This is a genomic window from Vibrio sp. R11-SG3-ISO9 (assembly GCF_059834255.1).
This window is the reverse complement of the sequence record NZ_JCBDGU010000030.1, coordinates 24,132-39,699: the sequence shown is the minus strand read 5'-3', so window position 1 is coordinate 39,699 and position 15,568 is coordinate 24,132. Positions and strand designations below refer to the sequence as shown.

Annotated in this window: 15 protein-coding genes; all 15 read right to left on the bottom strand. The window is 44.2% G+C overall.

The window, feature by feature from the left end:
• Positions 1 to 4: 4 nt before the first annotated feature.
• Positions 5 to 493 carry a rod shape-determining protein MreD gene (gene mreD, locus AC6R05_RS09145; protein ID WP_152468090.1) on the bottom strand — a complete coding sequence of 163 codons (489 nt, stop codon included), beginning with the start codon at positions 491 to 493 and terminating at the stop codon, positions 5 to 7.
• A complete protein-coding gene (gene mreC / locus AC6R05_RS09140) occupies positions 483 to 1,370 on the bottom strand; it encodes a rod shape-determining protein MreC (protein WP_032553008.1) in 888 nt (295 codons plus the stop codon). Before mreC ends, mreD begins: the two co-directional genes overlap by 11 nt.
• Positions 1,371 to 1,462: 92 nt before the next feature.
• Positions 1,463 to 2,506: a rod shape-determining protein gene (locus AC6R05_RS09135; protein ID WP_004740843.1), complete on the bottom strand. Its 1,044-nt coding sequence runs from the start codon at positions 2,504 to 2,506 to the stop codon at positions 1,463 to 1,465.
• A gap of 150 nt (positions 2,507 to 2,656) precedes the next feature.
• Positions 2,657 to 6,589 carry a DUF7305 domain-containing protein gene (locus tag AC6R05_RS09130; RefSeq protein WP_500647198.1) on the bottom strand — a complete coding sequence of 1,311 codons (3,933 nt, stop codon included), beginning with the start codon at positions 6,587 to 6,589 and terminating at the stop codon, positions 2,657 to 2,659.
• A gap of 4 nt (positions 6,590 to 6,593) precedes the next feature.
• Positions 6,594 to 7,025 (bottom strand): MSHA biogenesis protein MshP, encoded by a 432-nt coding sequence (locus AC6R05_RS09125; RefSeq protein ID WP_500647197.1) that lies wholly within the window; start codon positions 7,023 to 7,025, stop codon positions 6,594 to 6,596.
• Positions 7,015 to 7,755 (bottom strand): prepilin-type N-terminal cleavage/methylation domain-containing protein, encoded by a 741-nt coding sequence (locus tag AC6R05_RS09120; protein ID WP_500647196.1) that lies wholly within the window; start codon positions 7,753 to 7,755, stop codon positions 7,015 to 7,017. The genes AC6R05_RS09125 and AC6R05_RS09120 overlap by 11 nt, the downstream gene beginning before the upstream one ends.
• Positions 7,755 to 8,324 carry a type IV pilus modification PilV family protein gene (locus AC6R05_RS09115; RefSeq protein WP_500647195.1) on the bottom strand — a complete coding sequence of 190 codons (570 nt, stop codon included), beginning with the start codon at positions 8,322 to 8,324 and terminating at the stop codon, positions 7,755 to 7,757. The genes AC6R05_RS09120 and AC6R05_RS09115 overlap by 1 nt, the downstream gene beginning before the upstream one ends.
• Complete coding sequence (locus tag AC6R05_RS09110; RefSeq protein ID WP_500647194.1) at positions 8,321 to 8,812, bottom strand: prepilin-type N-terminal cleavage/methylation domain-containing protein; 492 nt, start codon at positions 8,810 to 8,812, stop codon at positions 8,321 to 8,323. The genes AC6R05_RS09115 and AC6R05_RS09110 overlap by 4 nt, the downstream gene beginning before the upstream one ends.
• A 143-nt stretch (positions 8,813 to 8,955) precedes the next feature.
• The gene (locus tag AC6R05_RS09105; RefSeq protein WP_500647193.1) at positions 8,956 to 9,402 is read right to left on the bottom strand and encodes a type II secretion system protein; all 447 of its coding nucleotides are present in this window, start codon (positions 9,400 to 9,402) and stop codon (positions 8,956 to 8,958) included.
• 32 nt (positions 9,403 to 9,434) lie between these two features.
• Positions 9,435 to 10,010 carry a prepilin-type N-terminal cleavage/methylation domain-containing protein gene (locus tag AC6R05_RS09100; protein ID WP_500647192.1) on the bottom strand — a complete coding sequence of 192 codons (576 nt, stop codon included), beginning with the start codon at positions 10,008 to 10,010 and terminating at the stop codon, positions 9,435 to 9,437.
• Between the two features lie 82 nt (positions 10,011 to 10,092).
• A complete protein-coding gene (locus AC6R05_RS09095; RefSeq protein WP_500647191.1) occupies positions 10,093 to 10,545 on the bottom strand; it encodes an MSHA biogenesis protein MshF in 453 nt (150 codons plus the stop codon).
• 3 nt (positions 10,546 to 10,548) lie between these two features.
• Complete coding sequence (locus AC6R05_RS09090; protein ID WP_500647190.1) at positions 10,549 to 11,772, bottom strand: type II secretion system F family protein; 1,224 nt, start codon at positions 11,770 to 11,772, stop codon at positions 10,549 to 10,551.
• Positions 11,773 to 11,783: 11 nt separating this feature from the next.
• Entirely contained in the window at positions 11,784 to 13,508 is a 1,725-nt protein-coding gene (gene mshE, locus AC6R05_RS09085) for an MSHA fimbrial ATPase MshE (protein ID WP_500647189.1), read from the bottom strand.
• Positions 13,498 to 14,685, bottom strand: coding sequence for a tetratricopeptide repeat protein (locus tag AC6R05_RS09080; protein ID WP_500647188.1), 1,188 nt, complete (start codon positions 14,683 to 14,685; stop codon positions 13,498 to 13,500). Before AC6R05_RS09080 ends, mshE begins: the two co-directional genes overlap by 11 nt.
• On the bottom strand, positions 14,682 to 15,527 hold the full coding sequence (locus tag AC6R05_RS09075; RefSeq protein WP_500647187.1) for an ExeA family protein: 846 nt from the start codon (positions 15,525 to 15,527) through the stop codon (positions 14,682 to 14,684). Before AC6R05_RS09075 ends, AC6R05_RS09080 begins: the two co-directional genes overlap by 4 nt.
• Positions 15,528 to 15,568 lie beyond the last annotated feature (41 nt).

Genomic DNA, 15,568 nt, shown 5'->3' with positions numbered 1-15,568 from the left:
TCCTTTACCTCACATGCCAATGGCGACGCACGCGACGCATCAACAAAAACATCCAAGGCCAAAGTATACAGTTAATCAATGCGCTCCATAGCGATAATGGATTAAAAACAACGTCTTGAATCAAATATTCACCAAAGAAGATCAATACTTCAAACAAAACGGTCAATGCCGCCATGATCATAGCCTGTTGCCAAAGTGCCATGTTACGGATCACCAGGAAATTCATCGCAATAATGTACATCACAATCGAGAGCATCATGCCACGAATGCCGAGCGTGGAACCGATCAACAAGTCCCAAAGCAGACCAAGAATCAGAGCACTTCCCACGTTAACACGGTGTGGCAGAGCCAATACCCAATAACAGGTTACAAGCAGCAACCAAGATGGACGAAACAGGTCCAGGCTACCTGGCCATGGAATCGTTTGAAGTATCAGGGCAATCAGAAGCGAGCAAGCGATCACTAACTTACTTCTTAATACGCTATTGGCCATTGTCACCCTCTAACATGGTTTGTTCTATATTAGTCTGATCTGCTTGCATGCGCTTATTTTCATCAGGCCAAATCAATAGCAAGTAACGAAGTTTATCAAACTCAACCACCGGTTCTGCTTTGATTACTGCAAACTCACGTTTCGGATCGTAATCAACCGACGACACGTAAGCCACTGGGTAACCTTCTGGATAAACGCCACCCAAGCCAGATGTCACGAGCATGTCTTCTTGCTGAATATCGGTACTGGTTGGAATATGCTGAAGCTCGATCTCATCAATCTTGCCGTTGCCTGACGCGATCACTCGAATGTCATTACGGATCACCTGAACCGGAATCGCGTTGTTAGCATCAGTCAGCAGTAAGACACGGCTATTGTGCGCTGCAACAAAAGTCACTTGACCAACAATGCCTTTCTCATTGATCACCGGCTGGCCTTCATAAACACCATCGATCTGGCCTTTATCGATCACCACTTGATGGCGATACGGCGAGGTATCAACGGCCATTACTTCGGTTACCACCTTCTTCTCATCACGAATAAAAGGTGAACCAAGTAACTTACGCAGGCGCTTATTCTCTTCTTGATACTGCTCTAGCAGGATTAACTCACTCTTAAGGTGAAGCACTTCGCGCTTAAGAGAGTGACTTGATTCAATCAGACCTTTACGAGTATTAAAACGCTCATAAACACCATCAAACATAGTTCGCGGTAGATTAGCAGCATATTGAATTGGCGCTACCATGCTGTTCAATAGATAGCGAACATTTGAGAAAGCATCTAAACGACTATCAGCCAGCATAAGGCTGGCTGATATAATTACAGCAAAAAATAGGCGCAATTGTAGAGAGGGACCTCTACCAAAAATTGGCTTCATTCTATGTTGGTCCTAGGGCTACATTTGATCCTTTAGACAAAGTCCTAGGCTCTCAGCTGGCATAAGAGACGAAAGAGCCTAAAACTCAATGATTACTCTTCGCTGAACAGGTCGCCGCCGTGCATGTCGATCATCTCTAGGGCTTTACCGCCACCTAGAGCAACACACGTTAGTGGCTCTTCTGCTACAACAACAGGAATACCTGTCTCTTCAGTTAGCAGACGGTCTAGGTCTTTAAGTAGTGCACCACCACCTGTCAGAACCATACCGTTTTCTGAGATATCTGAAGCAAGCTCTGGTGGACACTGCTCAAGTGCAACCATTACCGCTGAAACAATACCAGATAGCGGTTCTTGCAGTGCTTCAAGGATCTCGTTTGAGTTCAAGCTAAAGCTACGTGGCACACCTTCAGCAAGGTTACGACCGCGTACTTCGATCTCTTCTACTTCATCGCCAGGGTATGCTGAACCGATCTCATGTTTGATCTTCTCTGCCGTTGCTTCGCCAATCAAGCTGCCGTAGTTACGACGAACGTAGTTGATGATCGCTTCATCAAAGCGGTCGCCACCGATGCGAACTGAAGATGAGTAAACCACACCGTTTAGTGAGATAACCGCAACTTCCGTTGTACCACCACCGATATCAACAACCATTGAACCAGTTGGTTCTGAAACACGTAGACCAGCACCGATTGCTGCCGCCATCGGCTCATCGATTAGGTAAACCTCACGAGCACCCGCACCTAGTGCTGATTCGCGGATTGCACGACGCTCAACTTGGGTAGAACCACAAGGAACACAAACAAGAACGCGAGGGCTTGGCTTAAGAACGCTGTTGTCATGCACTTGCTTGATGAAGTGCTGAAGCATTTTTTCTGTTACGTAGAAGTCCGCAATTACGCCATCTTTCATTGGGCGAATCGCTGAAATATTACCAGGTGTACGACCTAGCATCTGTTTTGCTGCGTGGCCAACAGCAGCAACACTCTTTGCAGAACCCACACGATCTTGGCGAATAGCTACAACTGAAGGCTCATCAAGAACGATGCCTTGGCCTTTTACATAAATAAGGGTATTGGCAGTACCTAAGTCAATCGATAGGTCGTTTGAAAACATGCCACGAAGTTTTTTAAACATATTCTTCGCTCATCCTGCAAGAATTAGAAGACAAAAATTGCACTAAATGTACCAATGCCTTGCTGTAACGGCAAGGCATTGAAGTATAAACATGGGCTGAAACCCGCATTTTCTTACAGATTCCTAACTTAGCGCGTGAAAATTATATTATCACTGACCTGTTAGACCACTTTCTCCTCGGTAGATCACGCGATCGTTACCGCGGTAGATACCGAATGTGACGACAGTGGAAGGATCCTCATCACCAAGTTGTCGCCAGTTGTAGCGCAACCAAGGCTGACCTTCACTGCTACCTAGACATGAAATATCATTTTCACCCGACTTCTTCGATGGACTACTACCATCCATTCTCAACCACAAACGAGCTTGTTCACGCGGTGAGTCCACACCAGCTGCTGTGTTTTGGCTGGCGTTGATATCGTCTTCACCATCAGAGACCGTGCCGTTACCATTGAATGAAGCGTTGGTTGTTGTCTTACTCTCACTATGCCAGATAACCTGCTTACAATAATTTGCACCATTAAAGGTACTCTTATCGTCATCTGTATTCACCTCGAAATCACTACCGTTCCAGAACTCAGCTCGAAGTGGAATAGTTAAGGTCGCTCCAGAGTTGCCGCCAATATCATCGAGAGCCATTCGGCCATAACGAGCAGGAGGCTGAACAGGGAAAGCAGCAGAGCTTGTTACTGGATCTGTATCAGTGAATGACACCGGATCAGTCCCCGTTACCGTCAAACCAAAATTGGTTACAGTGGCGTTTCCACCTGATGTATTAAACGGACGGTCTTTACGGCTTACATTGCCAGTCATATGACGCTTCAACATAGCATTGTCATCGTCCAGTAACCAATTCACCCGACTCGTATCCCACGCTCCTGACGTTGTATCTAATAGGAAGTCATTATCTACGTTGCTGTCATCCAAAACACCAAACTTAGCTTGGAGTGTAGAACTAAAGAAGCGATAGTTATTAAGCGCCTTAGCGGTATCACTTTGGCCCGCTGCCATAGGATAAACTCTATGTATCGCAGAGTCATAAGGCTGACTTAGGTATGCGACATTGTTTTGGTCTGCAACGATCCATTCATTGGTGTCTTGCACAAAGTACTTAGGATAGAAGCGGCCAATTGTCTGAATATCTTGTTGTAAGTTCTCTCCAAAATAAACAGCATCCGATTTTAAGTTCAATGATCCTACTTCTTGCCAAGACAAATTAATTGTCTTTTGACGAACATTACTCACCTTGTCCCCAGGAATGAATGAATAATCACCGGGGAAGTTGGATGGATCCAAGTTACTCAGGGTACCTGTATTTGGATAGGCTAATTCAAAAGTCAGTTTGAGAGGAGCAATGTGACCTGTTTCCGTAAAATAATTATACGTAGTTTGATAGTTACACTCATCAACTGGTAGCGTAGTGTAGAAGTCAGGGTGAACTATCGGTTTAAAAGATGCTTTAAAACTGCTGCCTGCAGAAACAAACCCACCATCTACATCATCTGTTTCCGCAGGATTCACTATCGTCCCATCAATATTTTTCACGTCACAGATAGCCAACTTCCATGGTCGAGACTCTACGTCAAAAGAGCCCGTGAGTTGACCATTACCATCGATAGGGCAGCCAGCCACACCAGAACAATCAAAAGAGCTATCAGTAAGCTTAACAGTAAACAAGCCAGACTCAGATATAGTGAAAGTATCTTGGGTTATTCCTTGATCATCGCTAGAAAACACAGGGGAGTAATCTAAAGATCCGTCAACTCCGCTTGTCGGCTGGTTACGTGTATGCATAACTGTTGGAGTCCCAGTGTAATTAGTAACTACAGTAGTACCACTATCGTTACAAGCCAAGACCTTGGCTGTGACATCATATTCTTTTCCAGCAATCACGTTTTGATCATCAACGGCAAATTTAAAAGGCACGTATTTAATGGTGCTTAAATCACTTTTTGAAGGGTCATCATCCATCGTTATTACTAAGCTGTAAGTCTGACTCAAATCAATATTAGCAATATTGTTAACCGTAATTTTTAGTTGTAACGCCCCTATGTTTGCAGATAAACCACTAGAGTTAAAATTTGGATACGCACCGGAGCCAACTCCATTATGAACAGCAATAGTAAAATCATCTGCGTTACTTGCAGGCAGAATACTCGCTGTAACAGGCAGACTCTCTAGAACATTGTTATTTGTCGTATTGATTGTAAATACTGGTTGGTCTGTACCGCACATTAATGCGTAGTCTGACTCCGGAGTCATTGTAACATGATAGTCATCTGCGGGTTGAAAACAGTGATTATCTGTAGCGATAACTTTAGCAGTGCCATTCATGGTTATGCTTTTTGCTGTCACTGCTCCATATACTTTTGTTTGATTACTTAAAGCGACTTGTACTTCACTATAAATCAACCCCTTGAACTCGGAATTACTATTAAAATCGACTTGCGACCCTTCAAGATCATGAACGAATACGATCAATTGACCAGTCCCCTCTTCACCTAAAAAAGCATCATTAGTAAGAGAGACCTTTTTAAAATGTAAAGTAACCTTTTGCCCATCAGGTATAATTATTTTTCCATAATTGTCGACATTTAAGCTTTCTATCCAGTATATCCCCGTATTAAAAGTGACAGAACCGTTCCCAACAGATAAGTTTCCAATTGATTCACTATTTGAAAATACAACATCGTCTTCCCAAACAATTATGTTTTCCAAACCACTATCAGGCGCCTGAAAACTCTCTAACTCTTGTTTATCTACCAAGAGCCCAGTGTCACCAAAACATTCTGTGTTGTCACAAGCAGTATCCACCATTGACCACTCATTGATATCTGATTGTTCAAAACCAATATACCTTCTTCCAGCAGACAGTTGGGCTCCCTCAATCGAGCTATGACCATTATTTGTCCAAAACGCAATTTCTGCATCAGAGTTACCCTTCCACGTCTGCACTGGTGAAGGAAATAACTGACAAATTTCACTGGTTGGAGGTTTATCAAATAAAAAGTACGAAAACGGCTCCAGCGTATGGCTCCTTTCGGCGTCTTTGTTCATATCCTCTTCAACAATCAAAGATACGCCGTTCTTAGTCACTGAACACCGTCTGAGCCACCCACCATTTGGACCATTTCTTGCGCTCTTCGAGGCAATCAATGTAGGGACTTTATTAAAGCTAACACCTGAAAAATTGACAAACTGTTTGCACCCCTCTGTAATTGGTTTAATAACCTTATCATTCAAGCTCAAAGTATTTTGGGTTGAACCTTGACCTAACCAAAACTTTCGCCCGTGAACAAAACCCTCACCAAGGCCGGCAACAAAAGCCACTTCTTCAGGATTAGTAAGGTTAGAGTTATTTGTGACTTCAGAGCGGTCCAACATAACAGTCACATTGTATCTAGATGGATTTTTAGCTGTTGCGGTCAACCATAGAGGCTCTCCATTTGAGCTATTCTCTTTTGATTGCAATTGAACAAGTACTCCGGGTGCTGAACCAAAGCTAGAACTCAAACCATAAGAATTGAAATTGATAGAGGTACCACTACCTTTATTATCTCTCCCTGAAATCGTTTTTTTCGTTGAGAAACTGCCTGCGACAATCTTCGCGCCATTGTCAAATTCAAGAACTCCAGGCTCAATAACTAAATAGTCAATATTCTCCATCGGCGCATCAATATAATTTACAACTTCACCTGATGTATTGTTTACACATTGCCAAAGCCACTCTCCTTTGTTGTTTCGTTTGTACTTGAGCCTACTACAAGCCTTAGCATGAGGAGCAATACGTTGTTTAATAACAGCTTTAGAATTAGTGACCGACCAAACTCGTAATGCTGACGGATACTCTGTCGTTTTTGTCGTAAAGTTTGAACGGCTAGCATTAATCGTAGACATGACAAAAACTAAAGGAGGTGAGCTGTAAGAGTTTTCAAAGTCAATATCACATGTAACAGCTGGTCCTTGAGCTATACATTTATCTGCTGGTATCGTCCCGAATTCAAACTGAGGGTTAGTATTAGTACTGGCAGACAACAACTGAGAAAAAGTGAGTAGTAATAGCCCAATTAATAATTGTTTCATCAAATTATTCCCCCCTCACCCAAACTTCTTGAATACGCTGCACTTGATTAATACCAGAGCCACAGGTTGTTGTTGATTCTATTTTGAAAAAGCCGACGCCATCTAGTACACCAATCTCATCACAGGTAAGCGAATCTACATGGCAGATCGTCGACATGCCGTGGCTAACCTGATTGGCATTTAAATTGCTACAAACCGTTCTTACACTTGACGAAACTGCAGGAGAAACGGTGAGTGGGTACACCTGAGTCAAAGCCCACTCATTGGCAGAGTGTGCCAACAACCATGCTTGTGTACCGAGCTGCTTACGAGTCAAAGTGTCGTGGTTGCTCCATTGAACTTGGACAAGTGATGTTGCAAGAAAGCCCATCACCGCAATCACAAATACGGCGATCACTAGAACACTGCCCTGTTGATTCGATTTTCTATGGCGCATTGAGTACCTGCACATCTTGTTGGTAAACACTTGTCTCATTATTTTGCTCGAGGACTAGATCTATATGGATAACCCCGCCTCGCTGCAAACTCGGCTCTTCATATCGAAAACTACTTTCTGAGTAATTAATACTGTCTGCGACTCTTACACCATTGCGTTCGATCACGCCCTGATTTTCTATCGTGTTATTCACTAGGCAGTAACTAACAGAATCACTGCTGTCATATATGTAGTGGCGTAGGGCGACCGATTGACTGCTTAAATTAACAGAAGTCGCAGTAAATACATTATTTGTAGATACCAGTCCTGACACTAGAATTCGTTTTGTCGAACCTGCGCCCAAATCAGCATAAGTGGTTGGGTTTATGATTAAATAATCATCGTTATCGAGGATTGGGGTATCTTGCCCGATAATGAAATCTAGGTTGTTACTGTTCTCATCATAATGATAAAAGCCTGAATATTTGATGGCGTAGAACGTTAAACACTTCTGAGCAAACGCCGAGGCAGGTGTAATACTTGTATCAAAGCTGTTGGGCACTGCGTGACTGATCTCGCGAGACATCTTCTCAACCACAAACTGTCCTTTTACTTGGACTTTTTGGCGGTCAATGGTCTCAGCGTAGCCCTTCATTCCAAATTCAACAAAACCTGCGATGGCTAATCCAATCACACCCACCACTACGATGGTCACAATCATCTCAATTAGGGTAAAGCCACGATTTTTCATCAGTAGTTCCCCTTATACGCAGCCAAAGTATATTGGTTATTGCCACCGAATATATTGAGCTCTACTCGCTTAAGAGTACCGATGGCATTGTCGTTAACACCATCCATGTTTTGATCGTAAAACACAGAGATTTCTACACGGAAGTTAGCGTAGCTTCCGGCAATATTCTCATCGAGGATGTTGGCCAACTCATACGTTGGTGTAGACTGACAAGCTGATTGAGTTGAGGCTGTATACCAACACCCAATGTAGTCATCAATATCGTTGAAAGAGGCTGGCATGGATTCTGTACCATCAACACCCAAATCACCCGGGTCTGTGCACGGCGTAGCGCCTGCATCGCCACAGCGTATTGAGCCACCGTCAAAATCACTATGTTCATCAAAACCTCTAGCTAAAATTTGGTTCATCAGGCTCTGCCCTAGTGCCACGGATCGGTTTTGATATTGTGGGTCAGCTGAACTTGCGACTTGCGGGACAAGAAAGCTAGTTATGGTCACCATAGCGATACCCAGAACGACAATCACTACGATACTTTCTATAAGAGTAAAGCCTCGTGCGCGTATCATAGGCAGGCTCCTTCACTCACATAACCTTGTGAGTTAATGCAGACATGAGCGCTATTACTCGAGGTCGTGGAATTAATGGTAATGTTGACTCCTGAACTGATAGACGGGTTACCTAACAAATCAAAATCAACGACAGTATTAGCTGGAGTAAAGGTGATCTCGTCTTCGCGAACATGGTCGCTGCGCACTTCCGCTTGTTGTCTTTGAGTTGAATTAGCGAAGTTAAGATTACAAGCCGTGACAGAACCTAAGCAATCGCTATTAATGGCTAAACGGAAGCTGTCGTTGGCAGCTGACACATTTGACTGCATTCGATTAACTTGAATTTGACGGATGACCGAAATGGCTTGCTCTTGCGCAGAAAAGGTAGAAAAGCTTGAAGTACCGATGAAGCGACTCGCAGCAAAAGTAGAAATAATGCCGAGTATGATGATGACGATAATAAGCTCTATAAGAGTAAAGCCATTACTTGGGAGACTTTTCTTCATCACAAACCTCTCACTACGGTGTGACTTCAAGTATACAAAACATTGATATCTAAAACGGTATCACTACCAATTGTTTTAACAGCAATGTGTGGTAGGTAGAAAAAAGGCCAGCAGGTGCTGGCCTTGAGTAATCTATTTTTTAATTAGTCACAGCTTGTCAGCTCAATTGTTGGTTCAGCAATACTAGTAGCTGGTGTGTATGCTACGTGACACTCAGAGGCATCATTGCTAAATCCATAACCAACACCGTTAGTCACTGGTACTTCAGTCCAATCAGTAGAAAGGCCTGAAACAATTGTTTCAAGAGCAGCTGAAGTCGCCTCTGGGTAACCCCAAACAACATTAATACTTGACGTGCCAACACCAGAAGACACTGAACCAGAAGCTTGATTTTCTACGCCTTCAATCGCTGATTTACCATAAATAATTCCAGCAGCGCCGGCAATTGCACCACGTAGGCCTTCAACAGATGCTCTTCTTGCATCATCTTGCAGGTTTAGGAAACGTGGTGCTGCAGTTACAGCAAGAATACCTAGGATAACAATCACTACCACTAATTCGATTAGGGTGAAACCGCCTTGTTTTTTCATAGTTTAGCTCTCTCTATGTTTATAATGCAGTGTTACTGCAACGTTACGGTCACACGACCAGTTTTGACTTCATAAACAAACTGATGTCCAGTATTACCTTCTAGTTGAACGTAAATACAGGTCGCATCGCTTGTATTCGCTTCCGCTGAGTACTTGTAGTTGCTGTCATTAGCCACTACATCTACATCCCCTACTTTTGGTGGGTTTTGCAGTAGATTATCCATCAGCTCAGAACAAATTACGTTAGTTAGACTTTGTGGAAATGAAGTTGAATCTTCATTGATTGCCCAAGGATAGCCATCACGAAAATCAGTATCTACATTGTTACTGTTCTTCGATCTTGTTAACCAAAAATCAACACCATCATAATTTACAGTATTGTATGTTTCAACCCCAATTGTCGTTGTTGGACGAGCTTCTGCTTCCCATTGCGCGCGAGCCGACAAAACAGCTGTTGCAAAGCCACCAGCGACACCTTCAATGCTCGATTTTTTCGCTTCGTCAGTCACATCCAAAAATTTAGGTAGTGCTGCCACAGCCAATAAACCGACAACCACAATCACGATAACTAATTCGACAAGGGAGAAACCCTTTTGATTTTTAAGCATTTTCTACCTTCTCATCTAATTACTAATGCGCATTATACATATGCACGCCCATAAAACCATAGGAAAACTGTCAATATTTTTACTAAGCCAAAATATTGGCCATGACGCGAAAATGTTCACCTTTGAGTAAAATCTCTATTTGGTGTTTTTCGGTATATTGGTAGCGACAGTGGTACTCAAATTGATCGCTCAAGTTCTCAATTTTAGGACTATCTAAACCTAAAACGCGCCCATCGGGATATAACTGTTCTAACCAATAATCACAGCTTACATCGCTCTGATCAATAGGTAATAACCAACCTGTTCGGCTATAACTGAGTGGTTCTCCTGAGTCGTTCATTTGCCGATGACCATTCAGAAGATACTGCTGCTTGTATAGGTTGGCACGGTCTAATATACGCTTGCTCGCCACTATCAAAGCGGTGTTCGTCGCCTCAGTTTCTACCGAGCGCCACGCGGTCAACACCCCAGCAATAATAGACAGAATAACCACACTCCAAATGACAAAACGTGAGCGTCGTAGGTTATTTATCATTCACTAACCTTTGATTGCATCGAGCATGCCCCACATCGGCAAGAAAATACCCAGAGCCAGTATCAGCACCATACCTGCAACGATCACCAATAAGATAGGTTCGATACGCGCAGTCAGGGTCTTCAAATCGTAATCCACTTCTCGGTCATAAAAATCTGACACCTCTAGGAGCAGCTCATCAATACGACCTGTCTCTTCACCCACCGAGATCATTTGTATCACCAGTGGTGTGAAAATTTCGCTGTTAATCGCTGTTGAAGAGACGGTACTACCCGCTTCAATCGCCGATTTCATATCTTGAACACGCAGCTCTAAGAATCGGTTATCCAAAGCTTCTGCTGATAGCGCCAAAGATTGGTTCAATGGCACACCCGCTTTAAGCATCAGAGCAAAGGTTCGTGAAAAACGAGATAACAGCGCTCGGTTAACCACTCCACCAATCACTGGCATCTTGAGACGGAACCTATCCCATGTCTCCAAGCCTTTATCGGTTTTCACCCAAGCCTTGAATGCGAAAATCAAACCGACAATTACGCCAACCATAAACAGCCAGTAGTTGACGAAGAAATCCGACATGCCGATCAAAATTCGAGTGGGCAGCGGCAGATCAACACCAAAGCGGGCGAACATGGTTGTGAACTGAGGGATAACCTTGATATTCAATACAAACATCGCGACCAAGATAAAGCTGATCACGAACGTTGGATAACGCATCGCCGTTTTGATTCGCTTACGAGTCTCAACTTCTTGTTCATAATAACCAGCGAGTTGAAGCAAAGCCTGATCTAATCGACCCGTGTTTTCACCAACCCCGATCATAGAGACAAACAACGGGCTAAACACTTTAGGGTGCATCTGCATCGATGCTGAAAGGCCACGACCATTGGTGAGCTCGGTACTTACCTCTTCAAGAGCAGCTTTGAGTTGCTTATTCTCACAGTTCTGTGTGAGCCCCTTCATAGAGCGCAACAAAGGAACACCAGCTTTGGTCAAGCTATATAGTTGACGACAGAAAAGCACCAAAACTTCCAAGGGAACGTTTGGTGAGAACAGACTAGAGACATCCATCTCCAATACAGACTCACCACTTTTTCCGAGTTTAATCGAGGTTGGAATGATCCCCTTACCCATCAAACTTTCAGCAGCAAGCTCTTCGCTATTTGCTTCTAATTGTCCGGAAACCTGACGCCCGTCGGAACCGCGACCAACATAACGATAAGTTGGCATACTCTACACCTCTACAACAAGATTGGGTCTGTCGAGCCAGAAGCATCACCTTCACCAAGGTGCATGATTTCATCTAGGCTCACTACCCCATGCAACGCCAACTCCATCGCCGATGCGAGCAGTGGTTTATAGTTCTCAGAGCGTCTTGCCGTTTGAGCAAAACCTACTGCATCGTTAGCACGTAGGGCATCCATCATATTTTGTTCAAGCTCTAACATCTCAAAGACACCAATTCGGCCACGATAACCGGTTAGGTTACAGTTCTGACAACCGCGACCTTTTACAAATGATGCAGAAACCTGATTCGGGAATCGCTCACTGAGCCACTGTTTGCGCGCATCATCCAACTCATCCTCAACCTTACAGTCGCTGCACACCTTACGAACCAGTCGTTGTGCCACCACCGCACGCACCGCACTGGCAACCAAATAACCTGGAGCCCCCATATCCATCATACGCAGAGCACTATCAACAGCATCATTGGTGTGAAGGGTACTTAATACCAAGTGACCAGTTAATGCTGCACGCAGACCAATCTCAACCGTTTCATGGTCACGCATCTCACCAATTAAGATGATGTCGGGATCCTGACGTAGGAAGGTTCTTAGGATAGTAGAGAAGTCGAGGTCGATTTTAGGATTAACCTGAACTTGGTTAATACGCGGTAGACGATATTCCACCGGGTCTTCTGCAGTGATGATCTTCTTACCCGGCTCATTGAGTTCACTCAACGCACCATAAAGAGTCGTTGTTTTACCAGAACCTGTTGGGCCCGTTACCAAAATCATGCCATGTGGTCGACGCAGCTGTTTACGCAGGCGAACCAAGAGGTCTGCAGGAATACCTGAAGACTCTAACTTACGTAGACCCGCTGATTGGTTAAGTAGACGCATAACCACAGATTCGCCGTGTTGTACTGGCATGGTCGACATACGAATGTCCACCGATTGACCTTTAGCACGAATGTTGAAACGGCCATCTTGTGGGAGACGCTTCTCAGAGATATCCAAGTTCGCCATCAACTTTAAACGTAAAACTAAAGCAGAAGCGATATTCACTTCATTAAGCAGAGTCTCGTGCAACACCCCATCAATACGCTGACGCAAGCGCAATACATTGGCATCAGGCTCAATATGGATATCCGATGCGCCGACTTGAATCGCATCTTCAAACAGCGAGTTAATCAGCTTAACAACCGTAACTTCATCGCTGTCTTCTTCTGCAATATCAAAGTCGAAAGCTTCATTAACTTGGTGCTCGGCATGCAACTGCTCAGCAAAAGATGCTATCTCTTTGGTGCGACGGTAATAACGATCAAAACCATCAACCAATTGGCGCTCAGGAGCAACCACGAACTCCAGTGCGTAATCACCTAATTGGCCAAGCAGTGCCTCTTGAGCGAACAGATCCGCTGGATCACTCATCGCAACACGCAGCGTGTCGCCCTGTCTGCCAATAACCAACGCACGAAGACGTCGAGCATGTACTTCTGGAAGCAGTTGTACCGCTTCAACATCGACCGCAGCACGGCTTAAATCGATAAGAGGAATATCAAGCTGTTGCGACAAGAAGCTCAGCATCTGTTGTTCAGACAAAAATCCAAGCTCAATGAGTGCATCGCCCAACTTTCGGCCTGAGCTTTTTTGAGCAGCAAGCGCTTGTTCAACTTGCGCTTCAGTAATAATGCCCTCTTCAACTAATAGGTCACCGAGTCTTTTTCTTAATCTAATTTGCATTCTTGGCGCCCTCTAGGTCTGAGATTACTTTTAGCCTATCGCGGATAAAACTTTGAGATTGTGATGAGATACCGACACGAACCAGTGCATTTTGATAAGACTGTTTTGCCTGTTCAAACATCAGTTGGCGTTCTTGTTGAATGGCCAAACCTAACCACCAGCGTGCGTTGTCTTGCTCTATTTCGGTCAATTTTTGATAGCTCTCTAGCGCGATTGTTTCTTGCTGAGCTTTTTGGCTTAGGGCTGCGCGCATTGCAAGGTATTCTTTCGATGCATTGTTAGGTAAATGCAACAACGGGCTAAGTGCCGCCTCAGCTTGATCCGCTTTGACTAGCAGTTTTGATAAACCTAATCGCAGTGCTTCACTATCGTTATTCAAGCGAATGCCCGCTTGCAGTAGCTCATAGGCTCTTCGCGTATCGCCTTTACCAAAATAGAGTATTGCAAGCTTCTGTCTAACTTCTTCATCACGAGGTGTGTAGCGCAGCGCTTCAGTAAAGCCTTGTAGTGCGCCATTTAGATTGTTGGCATCGAGCGCTTTCTTAGCTCGACCAACAGCATTAGCGGCCAATTGCTCCGGAGTAAGCTCAACCTGCTCAACAACGATCCCACCCGCTGTGTCTTCCGAAGTTGAAGTTACTTCAGGTGGAAGAGCTTTCGTTTGAGTTACTGACTCATTCGCCGGAGTGCTGGTTGTTTTTGTGCTTGCCAACAACACAGGTTTTTGTGTCGTTGTAGCCACCGGTACATCAGCAGTTTTTGCAACATTGACTTTGTCTTGGCTAGCTTTTACAGGTTCTGGTGATGCGGCAACCGATACCGTTGCTGGTTTGACGTTTGAGGTTGATACGTCCGCTTTATCCAGTGTTTTTTCAGACACAGGTTGTGATTCTGTTAGCACCATCTTTTTCGTCGGGGACTCTACTAATACTGGTGCCGAAACAACTTCATTTGAGGTTGTTTCATCATTCACTGAACTAGCTAGCGCAACAGATTCTGACTCAACACTTGGTCCTTGAGACACAGCCCATCCGCCCATCGCTAAACTCAATGAGAAGCCAACAGTCACCCAAATCCATGGTGAACGTGTTTTTATCTTTGGCACCTCAGCAGCTTCAATCGTCACCTTTGATTCTTTCTTAGCCAATTCTGATAAGGCGTTATTTATGGTACTCATGATTCACTCCAACCCCACAAAATTGGCTTTTTAAACTTAGGTTTCGATACATCGTAGGTTTCATGCATCGCTGAAAACAGGTGCTGGTTTTCTACGACCTGCTTATGTTCGCTAAAGGCCATTAACAGCGCTTTATGACAGAGTTGATTGATAAGCCTAGGTACACCTCCGCTCGAACGCCAAATCGCTTTCTTATGGTTCAAACTAAACAGAGCTGATGAACCACCAGACTTACTGATTCGATTGTCGATGTAGGCCACCGTCTCATCGAGGTTTAGTGTTCGTAAACAAGAACTAAAGGAGATACGTTGACGAAACTGTCTTAGATGATGCGCATTTAAACGGGCTTCCAGTTCTGGCTGACCCAACAGTACGATCTGCAGCAACTTGGTCGATTCCGTCTCTAAGTTACCGAATAGTCGTAGTGTTTCTAGCGCTTCATCCGATAATGCCTGAGCTTCATCCAGAATCGCCACCACTCTTTTTCCGGAGTGGTTTAGTTCAATCAACCTATGCTGGATCTCGTCCACCAGCATAGCTTTATTTTGAACATTGAGGCCAAGCTCTTTAGCGACGGCGTATCTCAAATCATCTCCAGACAACACTGGATTAGGCAGGTAGATTAATGCCGTATTGCCACCTAAATGGTTTATCAACATACGACAAACCATCGTTTTACCTGTCCCAACTTCACCAGTGATCTTAATGACCCCTTCACCCATATCGAGTGCCGATAGCACCGTCTGAATCGCTTCAAAATGCGGTGCTAAGCCATAAAAAAGATCCGTATTTGGCGTTAGAGAGAATGGCGACTGTTCAAAACCAAAGTGAGCTTGATACATAGTTGCTCACCTCTATGATGCCGCCATCGGACAAAACTGCG